Genomic DNA, 19,342 nt, shown 5'->3' with positions numbered 1-19,342 from the left:
CGGGAGCCGTGGCGTGCGCGGCAGGTGCATGGAGCAAGACGGCCGTAACGCCGGCGGTCAGCGCGTCGGCGCGGATGAGAGTACGCATGGGACAGGCCCATCTTCGACATACGAACGGGAAGATGTGGAGGGGGCGGCTCACCATCCAGCCCGACCTGGCGACGGGACAAGTACGAACAGACAACGAACGGATCTACCACCGAGATGGAAGCCATCCTCGGGCCCCCGCGAGCCTCCCGCGTGTGTGTGGAGGGGCCGTCTCGGCGCCTCTTGCCCAACTGGGCATCCTGGCCGCTATGCCCATCTAGCCGGCATCGCCGCCCACGCCCGGGCCCGGGCAAAGCCTTTGCATGGTCTAGTCCAAAGCGACACTTGGTCTAGGCCAATCTATTGACGTGACTGCAACAACTCACTCAAGCTGAGACGACTCCCCCACCACCCCACCGGAGGCACGCAGTGAGACGTCTTCGTGCATGCCTGGTCGCCGCTGTCGGCCTCACCGCGGCCGGTACGACCGCGCTGGTCGCGGGCAACGCCTCGGGCGCGACGAGCGCCCTGAGCAACCGTTGGTACGCCGCAGCCCCCTATCTGATGCCACTGGACAACGACCCGCCTGATGCGGGCACCATCATGGATGCAACCGGCCTCAAGGCCTTCCAGCTCGCCTTCATCCTCGCCCCCAACGGTGGCGGCTGCTCCCCCACCTGGGGCGGCACCGCGGCGGTCTCCTCAGACACCGCCGTCCAGTCCGTCATCAGCAACATCCGCGCCAAGGGCGGCGACGTCTCCGTCTCCATCGGCGGATACGGCGGCACCAAGCTCGGCCAGGCCTGCTCGGACGCAACGGCCACGGCGGCGGCGTACCAGCAGGTCATCACCAAGTACGGGCTGCACGCCATCGACTTCGATCTGGAGGAGCCGGAGTACGAGAACACGGCGGCCATCAAGAACGAGATCGGCGCAGCCAAGATCCTCCAGCAGAACAACCCCGGCCTCTACGTCTCCGTCACCACGGCCGGCACGGCCGACGGCACCGGATGGTTCGGCAAGCAGATGCTCCTGGAAGCCAAGTCGCAGGGGTTCACCCCGAACAACTTCTCGATCATGCCGTTCGACGGCGGATTCAACGGCGCCGCCTCCCAGACGAGCGCACTGACCAACTTCAACCAGATCCTGCAGTCCACCTTCGGCTGGGACCAGGCCACCGCCTACAGCCACGAGGGGTTCTCGGGGATGAACGGGCGCAGTGACACCGGGGAAATCTTCACGCAAGCGGACTTCCAGAGCGTGCTGGACTACGCCACCGGCCACAACATGGACCGCTTCACCTTCTGGTCCCTCAACCGGGACCGCCAGTGCAACCCGCCCGACAACGGCGGCCGCACATCAGGCACCTGCTCCAGCGTCACGCAGAACGCCTGGGACTTCGCCAAGTACTCGGTGACGTTCGCCGGAGCCACCCCGCCCACCGGCACCCCCACCCCGACGCCCACACCGACTCCCCCGAACACCACGTGCAAGGCCGCCTGGAGCTCGACCGCGGTCTACACCGCCGGGAACGAGGTGTCCTTCAACAACCACAACTGGAAAGCCAAGTGGTGGACCCAGAACGAGCAGCCCGCCGCCACCGAATGGGGCCCCTGGCAGGACGAGGGCACCTGCTGAGGACCTGAGGTGCCCGGTCTCCCCTGCGTTGAACTCGACAGCTCCCCGCAGGGGACAGGCCCGACGGTGTCGCCACCTCGTCATGATGAGCGGCCATGAGCCACGACGTCACGCAGGAAGCCGATCAGTGCAGAGGTCCGCTATCGCCGGGCGATGATGCTGCTCGCGTCCGCCGGCGGGAACCGGGTGCCGGTGATCAGCCCACCGCATGACGACGGCCCCGCCCGGACATCTGGACGCTGTTGGTTTATTCGGGGCCTCGCGTGACGTCGGCCTTCAAGACCTGGTTGTGGTCTTGAAGGCCGACGTTGTCGTATGGGGGGGTGGGTGCCGATGTCGATGTAGCCGAAGGGATCTGGGGAGATCCCGGCGGACACGGTACGGGTGGCTCGGGCCGCGTACCCGAAGGGGAGCCCGAGAGCGCGGGCCGGGCCCGTACTGACTCCACGCATGTGCTGTCGGCGGCGCGTGAACTGTGCTGGCTGGAGATGGTGGCGGAGACGCTGCGGTCGACGTTGAACGCGCTCGCCCAGGCTGCCCCGGTCTGGCTGTCGGAGGTGGCCGAGCCGGAGTGGTTCAGGCATTACGCCACGAGGGCGGAGGACACGCGATTCCCTACCAGCCGCGCGAAGCGGGACGAGGTGGGGACACGGATCCCCCGGGACGGGACGCGTCTGCTGTCGGCGGTCTTCGGCGCTGACACCCCCGCCGGGCGCGCTGCGCCTGGTCACCAACGTCACCACGACCCTGGCCACCGTCCAGGACCGGTCGATGGCCGAGACGATCCACACCCGGCTTGCCGCCCGTGACTGCCTGCCGGCCGAACACTGGGTCGACGCCGGCTACCCCACCGCCCCCGCCCTGGTCAGCGGCCGACGCGACCACGGCATCGCCCTGCACGACCCCATCCAGGCCGACAACAGCGCGCAGACCAGCGTCGAGGGCGGCTTCGCGTAGGACGCCTTCACCCTCGACTGGGACAACCAGCAGGCCACCTGCACGGGCGGCCACCAGCACCACCTGGAGCGAACGGCCCTCCCGACGCGGCCAGCCGGTGCTGCGGATGTTGTTCTCGGTCAGTGCCTGCCGCCCCTGCACCATGCGGCAGGCGTGCATCAACACCCCCAACATCAAACGGCCCCGCGAACGGCGACTACGCCGCCACAACGAGCACCACGCGCTCCAGGCGGCCAGGGCCGAGCAGCAGACCGATGCCTGGAAGAAGTGCTACAAGGTGCATGAACTCGAGTGGGCCCTCGCGTCACCTTCGCCAGAACAGGTGGTGCGTCACGCCGCTCGGGCTGGGCACGACCTCCAGGTGGAACCGGTCGAGCAGCTGATCGGGGGACTCCCAGAGTCGTAGTCCGGACCCGAGCTTTACCGGCGAGACCGCCACATGCATGGTGTCGACGAGGTCAGCATCAAGGAACTGCCGGATGGTGGTCACCCCGCCGCCGAGTCGGACGTCCTTGCCCTGCGCCGCTTCCCGCGCCCGTTCGAGGACCGCGGCCAAGTCACCGTCAGCGAAGTGGAACGTGGTGTCGGAGAGCGTGAACGACGGACGCTTGTGGTGGGTCATGACGAACACGGGCGTGCGGAACGGGGGCTCCTCCCCCCACCAGCCACGCCACTCATGATCCTGCCATGGCCCGCGCTGGGGCCCGAACTTGTTGCGGCCCATGATCTCGGCACCGATGTTGCGTGCGAAGTCTCGCGTGAAGTAGTCGTCAAGGCCCCGGCTCCCTCCGGGATCCGTACGCATAGGCCAACTCGCCGTGGCTCCGGCCCAGGCGAACAGCCTCTCGGGATGGTCGTAGCCGAACGGCCGCTCCAGACTCTGGCGCTCACCGGCACCGATTCCGTCACTGGAGACGTTGAAGTTCATGACTCTCAGCAGTTGATCCACGTGTTTCCTCGTCAGGTCCTGTCGCGTCATCGTGTGGCGAGGCGCCGCACATCATGACGTCGAACGGGACGTGACCGGATCGACAGCGGCCCACAACTTTTTCCAAGGCGCGTCAGCAAGCGGCCCCGTTGGCGGTGTGGCTACAGCCTCGAGCGGTTCGATGAGCGGCTCCGTTGGAACGCGCAGGTGTCCGCGGGGGCATGGCATCGGGTCGGCCCGCCACATCACGGAATTCCCGCAGCTCAGTGGAACTCGTGTACCAACTGGATCTTGCCAACGATGTGACCGTTGAACTCGTCAAGCTCCTCGGCCGGTACCCACAACTCGAGGATCGTCTTCCCGCCCGCTTGCTGGACCAGATACCTGCGCACGAACTCGAACTCGCTTCGAACCGGGTGACGAACCCGGCGCCATCGTGCTTGACGTACCCGTCTCGCGCGAACTTGACGGCGTAGCCCTCGTTGAGGAGAGGGTAGAAGATCGGCTGCTCGGGAAGCCGGGGCGTCAGGCACGCCAGTCCAGCTCACGCACCAACGCCAGTTCCTCAAGGCCGGTGGGACGCCACAGGGTTGTCCTTGCTTGCTGGCGGGGTCACGGGAACCGCCCTCTGGACGAGGCAACCGCCGATACGGCTGGCCAGAAGCCCGTACCGGCACCGACGCGCTGCCCTACCCCTGACCCGGTGCGCGGCGGCCGAGGTCGGGGCCCGCGTCCCCGGTCCCCACCTGTGCCCGTGCCTGACCGCCCTCCCCCGTACCCACCCGTCACCCGCCCGCTTTGCCCGACGGCGACGCCCCGCCGCCAGCACCCGCTGCACCGGCACCCCGCGGCCGTCGGTACGCACCGTGCGAAGCGCGCCACAGGCGCACGTCCTCCCGGCTGAGCAGCAGTACTCCCGTCAGTAGCCCCAACCCCACCGGAAGGGTCAGCGGCCCGGTGACCAGGGGGCCGTCAAGAAACGACATCGGCACGAGTAACGTCCCGAACAACCCCGAGTAGAGCTTGAGGAACCCCGTCGTGACCTGCCCCGCCAGCCAGGTCCGGTACAGCAGCAGACTGGCCACCGCCGCGAAGACCAGCACCCCCGGGATGTTGCCTGCCCGTCCGCGCGCCATCTCGGCCATGAGCACCCCCCAGGCCAGCGCCAGCAGCGGCACCGCGGCTTTGACCGCCCAGGGCCGCGCGGTGTGGCCCATCGGCAGGCGCGGCAGAGCGAGACCGGCTCGTAGGAAGACCGGCCGGACGGCCAGCGGGAAGGCGGTCTCCACCCAGGCGTTGCGGTCGAGCAGCCAGAGCACCTCGATCTCGGGATCGTCGCTGCCGAGCGGGACCAGGTGTGGAGTCCAGTCCGCCTCGAACCAGACGGCATCGCGGATGTACGTCTCCGGGGTGTCCGTCCGGTCCTTCCGGGCCGGCGCCGAGGGCGGCAGGCCCTTCGGGAAGGCGTCCTGCATCGCAAGCCGGAAGGTCTCGTACTGCTCGACACTGCGCACGCCGATCAGCACCAGCCGTTCGGGGCGGCCGCGGGCGACGATCTGCTCCACCTCCCAGCGCAGTTGCCGCCCGGGCCCGCAGACCAGCAGGACGAGCGACGCTCGGTCCAGAGCCGCGAGGACCTCTTGCTGCCAGACCAGGTCGGAGCTGTAGTGGCGTCCCGCGCCGGGCTGCGGGAGCCGGTCACCGGGGCGGCCCAACGCCACCATCCGCCCGAACGGCGCTATCGCGCGGGACAGCTGCTGTTCCTCGGTCTCGGTGGACGCCGCCCAGGGACCGTCCCGCATCGAGCCTCGCTGGACCCGGGCGAGCCCGGCGTCGTCGGCGAAGGAGCGCAGGAACAGTACGACCGCTTCGTCCTCGGGCAACTCGGTGAGCGGACTGAGGACGGGTGCCCGGTGCCGGTATCCCTGCCGGATCGCCCAGCGCCCGGCCGCCAGCAGGCACAGCATCAGGCCCAGCTCGACGGCGACCGCCCACCATCCCTGCTCGGCCCGCCAGGTACGCAGGGACCGGTAGGCCACCGCCCCGCTGGCCGTCCCGAGGCCAGCCGAGACCGTGCCGGCCACCTGGAGCAGCAGACCGAGGGACCGCGACTGGCGCAGCTGGGTGCACGGCCGCGGCGGTCGCTGGGCGGGAGTCGGCTGCTGCTCCTCGGCCATGGCTTCCCCTCCGGCAGCCGCAGACAGTGACGAGACGTCGCCTCAGATTGACAGAATCACTCGTATGACGGAAGCGGTTGATGCGGCGATTCGACAGGTCTGGGACCGGCAGAATGTCTGGTCGTAGGCGGCTGACTCTGCCAAGGCGGCGACCGGCAGGGCGCGTGCCATCGGGCTGACCCTGGGCATCGTGGCGGCGGCGCTGTCGACCCTCGGCTCCGAGGTCATGTCCTGACAGTCCGCCCAGGGCAGGGTTCTGGTCATGCTCGCCGCCACCTCGGCCGGGCACACCCCCCTCGCCGCCACCTGGTCCGGTCCGGCCGCGGTACGGGAGTGGACCTCGCTGCGCTCGGTCAGCGAGGCGCTGAAGAGCGAAGTCTCCACCTGCCTGGCCGGGGCCTACCGCGCCGACGGTGCAGGCACTCCTCGATCGCGCCGACCGAGTCCTCGCCGACGCCGGTGACCTCACCCACCTGACCATCGGGCTCGCACCCCGGCCCGCGCCCCCCTGCCGGACCAGGTCGCCAGAGGCACCGTCAAGAAGGCCCTGGTCGACCAGGGCTTCAGAAACCAGTTCACCGCCCACGGCACCCTCCTGGGCATCGACGTCGAGACCGTCGAACGCAACCCGCAGGAGACGGGGTTCGTCCCGCAGCCGAAGCGGCGCAAGGTCGAGCAGACCTACGGAATCCTGACATTGCACCGGCGCCTGCATCCAGCACCTACCCAACGCGCTCGGCATCCAGGAGGACGCCACCCGGGCCTTGGCCGGCGACCTCCGCACGCAGATCGCCGAACCGCAGACCCGGCTGCGGGAAGCCGAGACCCACCTCGAACACCTGGCCATCACCCGGAAGACCGTCACCGCCCTGGGTGAACGGCTCCCCGCCCACCCGGTCTCGCCCGACCTGCCCGAGCACCCGGACTACCCCCGCAACCTCGCCGTCTTCAACGAGGCCACCGGCCCCCTCCGGGCCCGCGATGTCTGCGAAGCCCTCGACCACGAACTGCTGCCAAAGAACATCGAGGGCACCCGCGCCAAGCTGAGACGCCTGGTAAAGCTCGATGTCACCACGAAGCAGTAACCGACCGAGCAGCACGACCAGCAGATGAGGCCTCAGCTGGCGCGTGAGCACAAGAGTTGGCCATCGCGGTCGCTCAGATGTGCATGTCTGGAGTGCCGCGAACCGCATACGCCGGCAGGCGGGCTTCCTTCAGGTAGTCCGGTGAGAGCGAGAGGCCGAACCGCTGCTCGATGACGCCGAGGGTACGCCGGTAGGTATCCGTGTAGTGCTCGCCTTCAGGGGCGATGAGCGTTCCGTCGGGCTGCAGCACGTGCCCGCTAACCAGGTAGGGAAGCAGCAGGTCAGGCTCCCGACCCCAGCGCCACACTTCCTCGCCCAGCCCGAAGCCACATAGTTCCACGCCGTCCCGAGCATAGAAGACTGTGGCCGGCGGGTGCTCTTGCATCGGCACGTAGTGGACGGCTTCAACCCCTTTTCGGGAGATCTCTGCCAAACGATCCCCGCCGGTTGAGTCCCCGTACTCCAGAGCGAACGACCAGCCTCCATCTTCTCCGACCCGTACGACACCATCGCCATCCCCGCCCGGTCTGTACCACTGGCCGAGGTCCCACGTTTCGGCGTCGGTGATCGGCTCGGTCGCGCCGTCTCGGTCGCCTCCCATGCGCACCGCCAGTTCCTGCGCGGATATCCCGCGTGCGAACACCACGCTGGACATCCAGTGCTCCAGATCGACCAGCCACCGAATCCCGTCGCGCATGCCTTCGCCCCTCACCCATCAGCCATTGATCGTCGGGTGCACCCTATGCAGCACCACCGACAAGCCGATCCCGTCGTACAGCGCCAAGTGATCCCGCAGTCGGCCAGAAGGCGCTGGAGCAGCCGTTGCCCGCGCTCAACTGGCCAAGTGAAGTGCTCAGTCGCAGCAGCCCGCCCGGCCTCACCCGGAAATGGACATCAAATCCCGAACCGCCCTCTGAACGAGGTTCTCAGCCAGTCAAGCAGCTGGCGCTTGCCGAGGCTCAGGATGAACCCACGACCCAACCGTTCATGCTGTGAGGCGGCGGTATCCGATGTGGGCCGCGGCTATGCCGACGAATGCGAGGAAGTGTCCGGCCTTGCGTTCATAACGGCGGTGCACGCGTCGCCGCCCCCCCCCTACCAGGACACCGTCTTTTCGACCACCCAGCGGTGGCGGCCCAATCGCGTGAGAGGACTCGATGCCCTTGCGGGCGATGCGATGGCGGATGCCCCACTTGTGTAGCCACCGCCACAGATGGTTGTAGTCGTAGGCGGTCGGAAGGAAGCGGATCGATGGTCTACTGCCTCGCTGCGGAGTCGTTTCAGTTCCTCGCGCTCGGCGGTGGTCATCCGGTCGTTCCGGTCGCCGACGTCGGCCTACACGAAACCGGGGTCAGCTCACCTTCGCGTGAAATGGACGAGCACCCGGCCGGTATTGCCGTCGCTGACCTCCACCCTGTCGTAGAGCCTTCTGATGTGCCTCTGACCGAGAAAGGCCAGGACACGCTCACGCAACCGGCCCGTTCCCTTGCCGGGGATGATCTCGGCCACGGGCTCCCCGGCCTGATGGGCTTTGAAAATGAATTGGCGGAGCGCCAGCTCGATGTCCCGGTTGTTCCGGAAGATGGGATGCAGGTCGAGACTGAGCATGTGCGGGTCGCCTTCGGAGTGGGGACAGGGGGCGTGTGCGGCCTTCTTCGTACCGGATACGGATCGGTTGCTGCAATGCTCGGGTCGGCTGCGTGTTCGATGGGGCGGGAATATCGTCGCATGGAAGGCCCTCCGCGCGACTGATGAGGTCCGGCGGGTCCTGCTCACCCTCGCCCGCGAGTTCGAATGTCGTCGGCGTCCGCAGCCGTCCCTTCACATGGCCGCGACGGGGCAGGCTGAAGTGCCCCGGGTGGTCGAACGGCGGATCCACCGGGCCGGCTTGTCAGCCGAGACTGAGGCTACAGAGTGCGGTATTTGCCGCCCTCGTCGCCGACTACCTGCATGATCCGCAGCAATGGATCCGGCGGGCCACACCGGCCAGAGGCCTCTCGACTCCCCGGCCGGCCTCGTAGTGTCGGCGGCTGCGCAGGCCGACGCGGATAACCATGGCACCGATCGGATCTTCCTTCTGGCCACCGGCGCAGCGGTTTCCGCGACCGGGCCCGCTCTCGTGCTGGCCGACGAGAACGGGCAGACGGCCGAGGCATCCTCGACTCCATCGAGTGGGTCTTGATCGTGTAGACCGCCCGCGCCGAAAAGGCCGCCTTCGTCCCTGGTGACGCCTGCTCGGCGGTGAGCGCCCGATTCGGGGCGACGAGGCACGGAACCAGTCCGACCAGGAAGGTTGTGACGGCCTTGACGGTCGGACTCTGGCTCATTTTCCTGCTCAAGGCTGCTTCTCCCTGGGGTGTCGCGAAGGGTTCAGGCAGCCTTCGAAGCGAAGCACGGCAAGCGGAATCGACGGAAACACTTCGATGAGGTTCGAAGCGTGTGCTGCACTGGATGAATGATCGACGTCTCATTGACGGCAAGCTCACTGCCCCAATCCCGGTTCACCGTCTCCCCGGTGATGCAGGCGGTGGTGCTGCACCCGCAGCGCGCCGGGCGGTCCGGGCGCGGTCAGGCGGTGCGGCACGAGCTGCGCGCGTTGCTGGCGGACGGGCGGCTCCCCTTGGTGTCCGCCCTGCGCCAGGCCATTCGCGGCTACGCCCCGGGTTGCCTCACCCCGGCACTGGCCACGGACGGCGCCCTCAATCTCAATGTCGGACTCCACCACATCGCCCGCACCCCTGGAACGAGCGCGGCCTCTACCTCATCCACCCCGCCACAGAGCCCGCGGGCGGACTCCGCGCATGCCGCCGTGGAGCACGCCGAGCCTCCGAACCGGGGGGAGCATCCACTGGCCCAGGTCATCGGCCACACCCGGTTCGCCCTGCTGGAGAGCCTTGGCTCCTCCAGAACGCCCGGGGAACTCGCCGAGCGGGATCACCTCAGTCCCTCGACGGTCTCCTACCGCCTCGTCCACCTGCACAGGGCAGGCCTCGTCACACGATTCCAGTTGGCGAAACACGTGTACTACCAGCGCACCCTCGGATCAGAACAGCTCCTGCACCAAGGGGTTCGCACCCCTCTGTCACCGCGGGGCGGCGTCGCGAGTTGTCGGGGGCACGCTGGTGCCGCGACGGAATACACGGCGGGCATCGTATCGAACTGATGTTTGGGAGTCGGTGGTGCCTTCCTGACTGTCTGAGGATGGCCGCTGCGCGCCACTCCTCCACATCGCTCGCCCTGCCCTACCCGGGCGCTCTGCCTGGTCGGTGTTTCGGCAACACCACTGTCGTGAGCCGCGATCGCCCAGGAGGCCAGGTCCGGCGGGTCTGGGTACGGTTGAAGTGCCATGTGCCAAGCCCGGCCAGGGGGTTGTGGTGACGGGCGTGGAGATCGCGGTCGGGGTGTGTGTTCGCGTGGCTGGCGGGCAAGGCACGTCGGATGGCGAGGCGGGCAGATGCGGAGGCCGACAGGGGCCTGGATGCAGGCATGGACCGGCTGCATGAGTTGATCAGCGCGAAGCTGCGGGCAGCCCCCGCACTGGAGCGCGCCCCGCAGGAGGCCGAGTCCGGGCAGGAAGGACCGTCGGAGCGGACGCGGCCTCGTCTGGTGGACTCCCTGGAGGACGCGGCCGAGCATGACCCGGCCTTCGCCGAGGCACTCGACGGCACGGCGAGAGAACTGCAGACTGCCCTCGCTGCGGCGAGTGGTGGGGTGTCGGCGTCCGGTGACGGGCAGGCCATCGGTGGAAGTGTGGGTATCCGCGCCGACCGTGGGTCAGCAGCCGCGCTGAGGATGCGCCCGGAGCAGGGCTGACGGAACCCGGCATCACTCCCCGCCCCTCCACCGCCTCGTACGCCGCTGTCGGTCACACGGTCATCACCTCGGCCTATGGCACGGTTTCTGCCGTGCGCATCGGTGCCGTTCACCAGCATCGCCATGGCGCGCCGCGCAAACCGGCCGCATGGCCGCATCAGGTCGGGGTGGTCCCGCAGCGGGCGGACTGTTTCCAGGACCGGGTTGAGGCGGAGCGGCTGCGGCGGCCCCTGACAGAGGGCGGGACGGCGGTGATCTGCCAGGTACTTGCCGGGATGGGGGAAGACCCAGCTGGCCGCCGACTACGCCCGCCACGCCCAGAAGAGTGGTGGACCGGATGCCGTCGCGGGCCGTGGAAGCCGTCGCCGCTGGCACGTGCGGGGGCTGCGGACCGCCGCCAACCACCCCCACTGACCGTCACAAACTCATCACCACTTCTCCACGCCTCTCCCGCGAAGCGCGCCCCAGGCGCTAACGTCGTCGCTTCTGATTCGTCCTGGGGGGACTCATGCCCAACCCATACATACCGCCGCCACCTGCTCCGCCTGTCCGTCCAGCCCCGAAGTGGGCGCGGAAACGGTACGTGCTGCCCGCCATCGGCTTCGCTTTCTTCCTCGGTATCGGCGCCGGCGGCAGCGGACAGAACGGCAACAGCGTCAAGAATGCGGCCAGTGAGCCGCGGCCGACCGCAACCGTCACCGCGACGACCACAGCGACAGCCAGCGCGAAGCCTGCACCGACGCCGACTGTGACGAAGACGGTCCAGGTAAAGGAGACCGTCACCGCACGGGCCACCACGGACAGCAGCTCCAGTTCCGGCAGCGACGGCAGCGGAGGCGGAAGCGGAAGCGGAAGCGGTAGCGGTAGCGGTAGTCAGAGTGCTTCGGGCACCTGCTCGATCGTCTCCAACGCGGGCAACTGCTATTCCGCTGGCGAGTTCTGCCGCAACAGCGACCACGGAGCATCGACGACAGACGCGAGTGGTACGAGCATCACTTGCGCACCCAGCGGGAGCAGGTGGCGCTGGACCTACTCCTGACGAGCTGTCGCTCCCAGCCGTGGTCGCTTCACCCTGCTGAGCTTGCCGCCGGGCCTCTGCGAGGCGAGAACGCACTTCGATCCCGATCAGGCGTTCCCCTCCAAGCAGCATGACCATTCGGGCCTCGACGGCTCGAAGGATGCCGTGTTTAGGCAAGCTCACAGGGAGCCGAGGAATCCCCTGACGGCTGCAGCGAACTCCGCTGGGACGGACGCGTGAACGGTGCGTCCGGTCAGGAGTTCGACGAGCCGGGTGTAGGGGCGCCGGACCACCATGTCCTTCGCATGCTCGCCACTGAGAACCGTGCTGCGGTTGCCTCGGATGAGCAAGGCCGGGCAGCCGCCGGCGAGCCGGTCGTCCCAGTGATCCCCGTTGAGGTGCTGCTGTGAGGCGTTCATGTCCTTCGGGTCGAAGGCAAGGCCCCATCCGTATCGACGTAGCCGTTGCGGCAGAAGTCGGCGGGACGGTCGGCGCGGCCGTGTCCACGCTGGTCAAGGGCGATGACCGACCAGGAGTCGCCCAGTTCCCGGGCCAGGTGCGCCTCTCTCCCAGCCCCGCTGAGCGTTGGTGGGCCCTGAATGCGTGAGCCGACTTGGGTCACTTGGTGGGCCCGCCGACTTCTCTGCCAAGTACGGGAGTTGTCGCACGAGTCTGGGACGCGCGGACGTCTGATCAGCGCCCCGGGTTGTACGTAAGCGTGCGCATTGACCCTGGGTGGGTGATGCGTTTGCATCGCCACGTGTCCTCGGTGCGGGACCGGGGGAAGGCAAGGTCAAGGCTTCGGGGGGTCATGTCCACGTCCGCACGCGTGTCACGACTATCCGGCATCTGGCCGGGGCGTGCGTTTCTGTTCGCACTCCCCGAAGCGGCCGCCCCGACCGCCGCCACTGCGCCTCATCCGCCATGTCCAGGCCGGCGGCGCGTCCGGGAGCACCTGGACCGGTCTCCGCGGCCGCTTCGTCACCTTCCGCTTCACAGCGGTCGACCCGTCGCGCGGCACGGCCGCGGCGTCGTCTTCGGACACGACTGCCGCCGAACCGGTCCCCGACCACATCAACAGCATCTCCGACATGTTCGTACACGAACTGCGCGCACCCGCACCGGTGTCGGCGTACCACTTGGGAGGGAATCGAACTGATGAGACACATGTTCGTGAGCAGCCAGGCGGTGAGTCCGTTGCGCACCGTCGTCGCCGGAGTCGTACTCGCCTCGGCGCTTGGTTTGTCCGCGCTCCCGCCCGCGTCGGCAGCGTCGCAGGGTGCTGCGGAACGGATCAGCACCGCAGCGAACGGCGCCCAGCTGGCCGCGGCCTCACACGATGGGACCGTCAGTGCCGACGGGCACTACGCGTCTTACGAAACCCAGGGCCCCGGCGAGGGCTGCCCGGCCACCTTCTCCACCTGCCTCTTCGTCAAGGACCTGCGCACGGGGAGGCTGGTGGAGATCCCCGGGACCGGTGTCTATGCGGGCAACGCGACGATCAGCGCCGACGGGCGCAGGGTCGCTTTCGACACGGGCAACCGCTTCCTGAAGCCGTACGTCTATGACCGCAAGACCGCACAGACACAGCCACTGTGGCCCCAAGGCCTGCCCCCTGGACCCGGCTTCGAGCTGGGCAACGTCGCCGCGATCAGCGCAAACGGCAACCAGGTCGCGTACACCATCGGCAACAGGAACGGAAACTACAGCTCTCCCTACCTCTACGTCCGTGACCTGGTCACCGGTACCGACGATCTGGTCACGCCCCTGCAGCCGGAGGGGAACGTCACCGGCGCACGGCTCAGCGCCGACGGCCGGTTTGTGGCCTACGGGGTGCACAGCGGCGATCAAACGGTCCTGTACGTCAAGGACCGGGCCACGGGTGCGGTCCGCCGGTTCGACACCGCGCCCGACGGCACCCCGGCCAACGACTACTCGGAGATCGTGCGGCTCTCGAACGACGGCCGCCGAGTGCTGTTCAACTCCTGGGCGACCAATCTGCTGCCGGGCGGGCCAGTCCAGCCGGAGGAGCAGGCATACATCGCCGACCTGCACACAGGACGCATCCAGCGAGTCGGCGACAGCGGCGCACTGGCCCTCGCGGCAGACGACGGCTGCCGTTTCGTGCTGTTGAAGCAGTACGGCGCCGAGCCGTCGGAACAGCAGGGCGACGTGGTCCTGCTCGACGTACGCACCGGCAGGAAGCAACGCCTGGCTCCGGCCGCCGCATCAGCCACCGCTCTCCCGGGCGCAGTCGCCCGGCACGGCCGCGAGGTTGTCTTCACCTCGGCGGCCGCCGACCTGGTACCCGGCGACACCAACGGCGTCTCCGACGTGTTTGTACTGCACCTGAAGTGACGTTGCTGTAAGGCCAGTCGGTGGATGCTTCGCATCCGGGACCTCGTTGCCGATCTCCCGCGTCTCATCGTGTGCCAGATACGGACGCGGGATGGTGGGTGGCGGATCGGGCTTGTCGGCGATGATGTCCAGCCCTTCTCATAGGGGAAGCGGGCAAGGTTGCGATGCTTGGCGGGCCAGTCCTCTGACGTGGCGTGGGGCCCGAGTCGCGTACTCCATTTGGCGGTATTGCGGTATCGGACAGTCCAGCGGGGCGTTGAACGTGTATGAGCGGAAGTCACCGACGGAAACGGTCAGGGTCGCGAGCGTTCGAGCAGGTGCAAGCGCAGTTGGCTCGCGCGGCTGCTGCGATGGCTGCAGGGAAGAAGTCGCCACGGCAACGCGTGGAAGAAACGGTTCGCCCGGCGGATGCGGAGCCGGATAACGGCCCTGGCCGGGCGGCGCCGCCCGGCTGAGCTGAGGTCATTCGCCTGACTTCTCGTCGCGCGCCCGGACAGGAGCCACCGCCGACCGCTGTTCCGCTGTTGCCCGGGCCGGAAGACCTGGAGGAGCGGGCGCGTACGGCCACGCTCGTCCGCGACGCGGCGGCCGATAGACAGGTCGCACGCGAACAGATCTTCGGCGGGCTGCTCCCCCACCGGCCCAGTCGTTGACGGACGACCCCTTGCAAGGTGGCGCGCCCAGGCACCGCCACCTTCTCCCCCAAGGACTGGATCACGTGCCCGCAGCGTGTCGGGCGTGCGGGTGTGCGTGCATCCCGATTCGTGCAGACGACGAGTGTGAGGACTCCTCGGGCGACGGCGGCACATGGGGCGTCGCGACGTCGTTCGCCGGACCCTCCGTACCCACCGTCGCACTCTCGTTGGCGACGGGGATTTTCGCAACGGGGGACATACGGTGGCCGAACAGGACGGCTGCCAGTCCCAGCACGCTCCACAAGGTAAGGACAGCGATGTGGCCCGCACTGTCATGGCCGTTGAAGTAGGCCGTACCGCGCACGAGGCTGGCGCCGGCGCCCGGCGGCAGCCACTGGCCGATGTCGTCAACCGCCTTGGGCAGCAGCTCCGGTGCGGATGTGCTGCCGGAAAACGGATTGCCGACAAAGACCATGAGCGCCGCGCTCAGCCCGAGCCCCGCCGAACCCACAAGAGCGACCGCTCCGGCAGTGGTGGCGCTGATGGCGAGAATGGTGAGTGCCAAGGAAGCCCAGGTTGCCAGATGGTTGTGCGGCATCGCACCGAGAAAGCCCTGGGCAACCACGTAGACCCCGAGAGCTGCCGCTCCACTCACCACGATCAAGGCCATGAGACGCGACATACGCAGCCTCAGTGACATCGCAATGACCAAGGCAATCATGATGCTACAGATCGTCAGCGGGAGAAGCGCCGAGCTGAAGACCACGCCCCGGGGATCATCTGCCGAGGTCTGAACGACATCCACAGTCCTCGCTCGGATCTGCGCCGGCTTTTCGGCGCCGGCCCTACCTCGCTTGGAGCCAGCGGACCGGGCAGACGAGGCAGCACGGTCCGCGGCCGCCTTGGACGCACGGGCGGCCAGTTGCCGGCCCGTCTTGCCCAGCAACTGCGCGACGGTCGGGCTCGCGGCAGTGGACTCCAGCACGGTGAGACTGCCAAGGGTGACAACGAAGGCACCGTAGACGTCCCGCTCCCTGATAGCGGACCGCGCCGACGCCTCGTCGGGGTAAAAATGGAAGTCGAAGCTGCCCGGCTTGCTGTGAGCCAGGCCCTCGACCGCGCCCTGGCTTGCCGTACTCGTGCCCACGATCCCCACTGGCAGGTTACGCGGCGCTATGCGCGCCGCAGGCCGCGCGTAGGCCATCACTGCCAGTGAGATCACCAGCGGCGATGCCACTGCCATGATGGCCGCACGACACCATGACTGGTTTCCCGCCAACGGGGTCTTCACGGTCTTGCCTCCCAAAGACGAATGATCGTTCTCCAGGAATCCAGTCTGCTAGGCTCGCCGTCAGACGGTCAAGACGAACATTCGTTTTTCTTTGGAGAGGATGCCCCATGCCGAAGGTGTCCCAGGAGTACATGGAAACTCGCCGTACCCAGATTCTGGATGCCGCCCGACGATGCTTCCTGCGCGACGGCTTTCACTCAACGTCGATGCAGGATCTGTTCGCGGAGTCCGGGCTCTCGGCGGGCGCGGTCTACCGGCACTTCGCGAGCAAAGACGAGATGATCCTGGCTATTGCCGAAGAGAACATGCGTGAGGTCCTGACGCTGGTCCACACCGTCGCCACAACTCGGCCCAGGGGTTCCGTAGGGGCGGTCATCGCTGATGTCCTCGACCTCGTGTCAGCTCGATCCGCAGAACACGACATCGCAAGGCTGGCAGTGCTGGCCTGGTCCGAGGCCCTGCGAAACCCCACGTTGGCCGGCCAGTTCAGCACCCTGCTGAACCAGATGCGCTCCGACCTCGCAGAGGTCGTGCGAGAGCACCAAGAAAGCGGCGCTCTGCCCCGGGAGGTGACTGCCGAGTCGATCGCCGGCGCGCTGGTCTGCCTGCTACCCGGCTACATCCTCCAGGTGGCCATGCTCGACCCCACGCTCGTGGATGGGGTCGGCAACGCGGTACGGGCTCTGTGGCCGGATCCGGCCACGCCCTGACCGGCTCCGTCGTTGGACGAGCAAGACCGACCACCCGGCGACACCGATCAGTCCAGGGTTGAGGGTCCGGTAGAGAAGATCAGCGGCCGTGGCGGCCGACATCGGCATTCCGCCGTGATGCAGAGTCAGGACCAGTGCCGCGTCGAGAGGGCCGAGTCCCGCGGGCAACAGAGGCAGAGCCGATACGGCCGTCATCGCAGCGACGTAGGCGAACAGCACCTTGTCCGAGGCCGGGGCCGAGCCCACGGCATGGCACACAGCGAGCACACACACGAGATCCGCCGACCCAGTTGATCAGGGCAGCGCCGAACCCCAGGGCCCAGAAGTGAGCTGGAGGCCGCATGGCAGCCAACTCCCCCAGCAGGCCATCGGCCGACGTCTGCCCGCCCTTGCCGCGCCGCAGTCTCCGCCACACACGAAGCAGAGCGCTCACCGGCCGGCGCAGCACACTGGTGCGCTGGACGAGCGCGAGCGCGGCGACGGTGACGGCACAAGCCGCTGAAACCTCAAGGGCTGCCCCTACAAGCTGGGCACTGTCCCCGGCCAGAATCCTGCCAATTCCAGCAAGCATGACGAGCGCGGCCGCGCCCAGAAGGCCGGTGACAGCATGGGTGAAGCCGATCAACGGCATACTGGCACCCCAGGTACGCATACGCCGTGTCCGGTACGTGATCGATACCAGGCTGCCGCCGGGCAGAGTCGCGCTGAGAGCGCTCCCCGCAAACACGGCGGAAACCACAGCGCTCAGTCTCACTCGCAGCCCGCCCGTACTCAGCGCCAGGCGCTGAAGCCGGGCGAAGGCCGCCATCGACACCATCTCCGCGGCGACAGCCAGCAGAAACCAGGCGGGTTGAGCGTGGGACAGCTGGTCTGCCGCACGACGCGCGTAGGGCGCGACCAACACCAGCTCGACGCACAGCAACATCACGACGGTGCCCATACTGAGCGCGACGCGTGATCGAGAGCGTGACGGGGATGTGCACCCGTCGTCCTCGTCCGCCCGTTCCGCCCGGGCTTGTCCCCTCGAAGCCGCAACCTGGTCGTGTCCGCGGTCGCCCGGCTCGATCTGGTGCGACCTGCCCATCACTGCACCAGCCACTGGGGCAGCACGTGCACCGGGCCCTCCAGGTGCACATGGCACCACGTGTGCTTTGTGCGGGCCAGGCCCCATACGCTCGCACGAAATGGCACGTGAACGCCTACGGCTGCAACGCGGCCTCCGCCGTCTGCGATCGACGGCAGAGGACCGACAACATTCAACCGGCCAAGAGGGACGGCGTCAGTAAACCCGTTGAGTGTAAGCATGGCGGTGACCTCTTCCCAGGCGGTGCCCTGGTCGCCGTGGTAGTTCCGGACCAGCCGCAGTTCCCCGCTGGTCCCTGCCACTTGGCGCCTCAGCTGCCGGATGCGGCCGGGCCCGTCGGCCATGGCCGGATGTGTCGCAGTCGGATATCCGGAAGCGTGCCCGTCCGCCGATCAGCTCCTCAGTGTCCGGGATGACCAAAAAGGCGTCTTCGAGGTGCAGCGGCAGATACGAGCCGGCCCGCCCTCGGCGCCTGCTGTACAGCCAACTACTGGAGGCACTGCGGTCGTTGCCGTGTTCCGTGTCCTGCAGGCAGGAATCGGGAGACGGGGGTCTTCATCAGCGCGTGGGGGCAGCCCGAAAGAGAAGATCACTGTGAGTCACCTGGAGGGAGTCTGTGTGAGGGGGGCCCGGGAATGCCGGACCGAGCAACTGCGGTGGCGAGGCTGGCAGCGGTCGACGGCCCCCATCGCATGGTTGCGGCGCGTCTGCCGACGATACGAGTGCGGCGCTGCAGGGCGCCGAAGAAGACCATGAGTGCGGCGCCTGCGATGCCGTCCAGCAGATAGTGGTTGCCGGTTGCGACGACGGTCCAGGGTTGTAAGAACGGGACAGGCAAGGCCGAGAATTCTGACGGTCCTTCGCCGTGCGTGCCGGTGGAGGAGGATGTGTACTGCGGTCCGGTGTACGCAGGAGGCCCTGAATCCGGCGGCGCAGGGAAGAGGCACAGTTGGCCATCGGCCGTCCTCATTCGGTAAGACGTCAGGGGAGAGCCGCCCGCGGCTCGCCCAACCGAGAGCAATGGGGCGGGCGACCCCGTCCCTGCGAGAGGCTGTAGCGGACACCGCAGGGCGGGGCCCTTTCCTGCTGGTGCGGTCCCCACAGCGGTGGGGACACAGGGGCCACTCGGCGGGGGGTGTGCCAGCGTCGAAACAGTCCGGCCATGCAGACCTGGAGCACCGCAGGAGGAGATCACGTCCGCTGGAGCCGTAGCACTGCAACCCCAACTGGATTGTGTGGCCCCGGCCTTGACAGTGGCAGCGGCGGGCTCGGGCCCGGCTGAGCGATCTGCGGAATGAGACATGGGAGTTGACCCGGCTGGTCGTCACGCTGGAAGGACCGGCACCGGAACACCCGGCCGAAGACCCGTGGCAGAGCCTTGTCGGCCGGCTGGTGGAGGTGGTGCAGGAGGTGAGGGCCTGGGTCGCTCGCGAGGGGGCTTCACCGGCAAGATCCATCTGAGCGCCGACGGGAAGTGCCGCCCGCCATCCCTGATCATCACTCCTGGGCAGCGGGCGGGCAGTTATCGGTAGTTCGTTAAATCCGGAGGTAGAGGTCAATGCCGTGTCCGGTAGTGACCGCGTCGATGAGGGCCTGGAGTTCGTAGGGTGGGGCCGTGTCT

General features: G+C 67.9%; 17 protein-coding genes and 4 pseudogenes. 12 read left to right on the top strand and 9 right to left on the bottom strand.

Annotation, left to right across the window (positions count from 1 at the left end; translation table 11 throughout):
• The first annotated feature begins 456 nt into the window (after positions 1–456).
• From AB0L95_RS35500 to AB0L95_RS35490, 3 genes are all read left to right on the top strand, one after another.
• Complete coding sequence (locus tag AB0L95_RS35500; protein WP_365169279.1) at positions 457–1,665, top strand: carbohydrate-binding protein; 1,209 nt, start codon at positions 457–459, stop codon at positions 1,663–1,665.
• A gap of 771 nt (positions 1,666–2,436) precedes the next feature.
• A complete protein-coding gene (locus tag AB0L95_RS35495) occupies positions 2,437–2,622 on the top strand; it encodes a hypothetical protein (RefSeq protein WP_365169276.1) in 186 nt (61 codons plus the stop codon).
• Between the two features lie 106 nt (positions 2,623–2,728).
• A complete protein-coding gene (locus AB0L95_RS35490; protein ID WP_365169273.1) occupies positions 2,729–3,028 on the top strand; it encodes a transposase in 300 nt (99 codons plus the stop codon).
• Here the strand turns inward: AB0L95_RS35490 and AB0L95_RS35485 are convergent.
• The 3 genes and pseudogenes from AB0L95_RS35485 to AB0L95_RS35475 all read right to left on the bottom strand — a co-directional run bounded on the left by AB0L95_RS35485 (position 2,927) and on the right by AB0L95_RS35475 (position 5,727).
• Entirely contained in the window at positions 2,927–3,571 is a 645-nt protein-coding gene (locus AB0L95_RS35485; protein ID WP_365169270.1) for a dihydrofolate reductase family protein, read from the bottom strand. The genes AB0L95_RS35490 and AB0L95_RS35485 overlap by 102 nt on opposite strands.
• Positions 3,572–3,813: 242 nt before the next feature.
• Positions 3,814–4,138 (bottom strand): annotated as a pseudogene (locus AB0L95_RS35480) (hypothetical protein).
• Between the two features lie 197 nt (positions 4,139–4,335).
• On the bottom strand, positions 4,336–5,727 hold the full coding sequence (locus AB0L95_RS35475; RefSeq protein WP_365169267.1) for a hypothetical protein: 1,392 nt from the start codon (positions 5,725–5,727) through the stop codon (positions 4,336–4,338).
• A 262-nt stretch (positions 5,728–5,989) separates the two neighbouring features.
• Between AB0L95_RS35475 and AB0L95_RS35470 the strand changes: the two genes are divergently transcribed.
• The 3 genes and pseudogenes from AB0L95_RS35470 to AB0L95_RS35460 all read left to right on the top strand — a co-directional run bounded on the left by AB0L95_RS35470 (position 5,990) and on the right by AB0L95_RS35460 (position 6,812).
• Entirely contained in the window at positions 5,990–6,190 is a 201-nt protein-coding gene (locus tag AB0L95_RS35470) for a hypothetical protein (protein ID WP_365169264.1), read from the top strand.
• Positions 6,191–6,259: 69 nt separating this feature from the next.
• A pseudogene (locus AB0L95_RS35465) lies at positions 6,260–6,439 on the top strand (IS5/IS1182 family transposase); the annotation flags it as partial.
• Positions 6,440–6,491: 52 nt separating this feature from the next.
• On the top strand, positions 6,492–6,812 hold the full coding sequence (locus AB0L95_RS35460) for a hypothetical protein (protein ID WP_365169261.1): 321 nt from the start codon (positions 6,492–6,494) through the stop codon (positions 6,810–6,812).
• A 73-nt stretch (positions 6,813–6,885) separates the two neighbouring features.
• On the opposite strand, the gene AB0L95_RS35455 is transcribed toward AB0L95_RS35460, so the two are convergent.
• The 3 genes and pseudogenes from AB0L95_RS35455 to AB0L95_RS35445 all read right to left on the bottom strand — a co-directional run bounded on the left by AB0L95_RS35455 (position 6,886) and on the right by AB0L95_RS35445 (position 8,420).
• Positions 6,886–7,509, bottom strand: a complete 624-nt coding sequence (locus AB0L95_RS35455) for a DUF6461 domain-containing protein (protein WP_365169258.1) — start codon at positions 7,507–7,509, stop codon at positions 6,886–6,888.
• 288 nt (positions 7,510–7,797) lie between these two features.
• Positions 7,798–8,040 (bottom strand): annotated as a pseudogene (locus AB0L95_RS35450) (IS5/IS1182 family transposase); the annotation flags it as partial.
• Between the two features lie 128 nt (positions 8,041–8,168).
• Complete coding sequence (locus AB0L95_RS35445) at positions 8,169–8,420, bottom strand: Smr/MutS family protein (RefSeq protein WP_365169255.1); 252 nt, start codon at positions 8,418–8,420, stop codon at positions 8,169–8,171.
• A gap of 847 nt (positions 8,421–9,267) precedes the next feature.
• Here AB0L95_RS35445 and AB0L95_RS35440 point away from each other — a divergent pair.
• The 3 genes from AB0L95_RS35440 (at position 9,268) to AB0L95_RS35430 (ending at position 11,664) form a co-directional block, all read left to right on the top strand.
• On the top strand, positions 9,268–9,975 hold the full coding sequence (locus tag AB0L95_RS35440; RefSeq protein WP_365169252.1) for a winged helix-turn-helix domain-containing protein: 708 nt from the start codon (positions 9,268–9,270) through the stop codon (positions 9,973–9,975).
• 323 nt (positions 9,976–10,298) lie between these two features.
• Positions 10,299–10,625 (top strand): hypothetical protein, encoded by a 327-nt coding sequence (locus AB0L95_RS35435; protein WP_365169250.1) that lies wholly within the window; start codon positions 10,299–10,301, stop codon positions 10,623–10,625.
• Between the two features lie 583 nt (positions 10,626–11,208).
• Complete coding sequence (locus tag AB0L95_RS35430) at positions 11,209–11,664, top strand: hypothetical protein (RefSeq protein ID WP_365169247.1); 456 nt, start codon at positions 11,209–11,211, stop codon at positions 11,662–11,664.
• Between the two features lie 158 nt (positions 11,665–11,822).
• On the opposite strand, the gene AB0L95_RS35425 is transcribed toward AB0L95_RS35430, so the two are convergent.
• Positions 11,823–12,062 (bottom strand): alpha/beta hydrolase, encoded by a 240-nt coding sequence (locus tag AB0L95_RS35425; protein WP_365169244.1) that lies wholly within the window; start codon positions 12,060–12,062, stop codon positions 11,823–11,825.
• Positions 12,063–12,801: 739 nt separating this feature from the next.
• Between AB0L95_RS35425 and AB0L95_RS35420 the strand changes: the two genes are divergently transcribed.
• Positions 12,802–14,001, top strand: coding sequence for a hypothetical protein (locus tag AB0L95_RS35420; protein ID WP_365169241.1), 1,200 nt, complete (start codon positions 12,802–12,804; stop codon positions 13,999–14,001).
• A 714-nt stretch (positions 14,002–14,715) separates the two neighbouring features.
• Here the strand turns inward: AB0L95_RS35420 and AB0L95_RS35415 are convergent.
• Entirely contained in the window at positions 14,716–15,927 is a 1,212-nt protein-coding gene (locus AB0L95_RS35415; RefSeq protein WP_365169238.1) for an ABC transporter permease, read from the bottom strand.
• Positions 15,928–16,034: 107 nt separating this feature from the next.
• Here AB0L95_RS35415 and AB0L95_RS35410 point away from each other — a divergent pair, with 107 nt between their 5' ends.
• On the top strand, positions 16,035–16,637 hold the full coding sequence (locus AB0L95_RS35410) for a TetR/AcrR family transcriptional regulator (RefSeq protein ID WP_365169236.1): 603 nt from the start codon (positions 16,035–16,037) through the stop codon (positions 16,635–16,637).
• On the opposite strand, the gene AB0L95_RS35405 is transcribed toward AB0L95_RS35410, so the two are convergent.
• Positions 16,536–16,910, bottom strand: coding sequence for a lysylphosphatidylglycerol synthase domain-containing protein (locus AB0L95_RS35405; RefSeq protein WP_365169234.1), 375 nt, complete (start codon positions 16,908–16,910; stop codon positions 16,536–16,538). The genes AB0L95_RS35410 and AB0L95_RS35405 overlap by 102 nt on opposite strands.
• Positions 16,911–19,139: 2,229 nt before the next feature.
• Between AB0L95_RS35405 and AB0L95_RS35400 the strand changes: the two are divergent.
• Positions 19,140–19,232, top strand: a pseudogene (locus AB0L95_RS35400) (IS5/IS1182 family transposase); the annotation flags it as partial.
• Positions 19,233–19,342: the final 110 nt, after the last annotated feature.

This window comes from Streptomyces sp. NPDC052036 (genome assembly GCF_040680495.1).
Taxonomy (GTDB): Bacteria; Actinomycetota; Actinomycetes; order Streptomycetales; family Streptomycetaceae; genus Streptomyces.
This window is presented reverse-complemented; position numbering and strand designations above follow the sequence as displayed.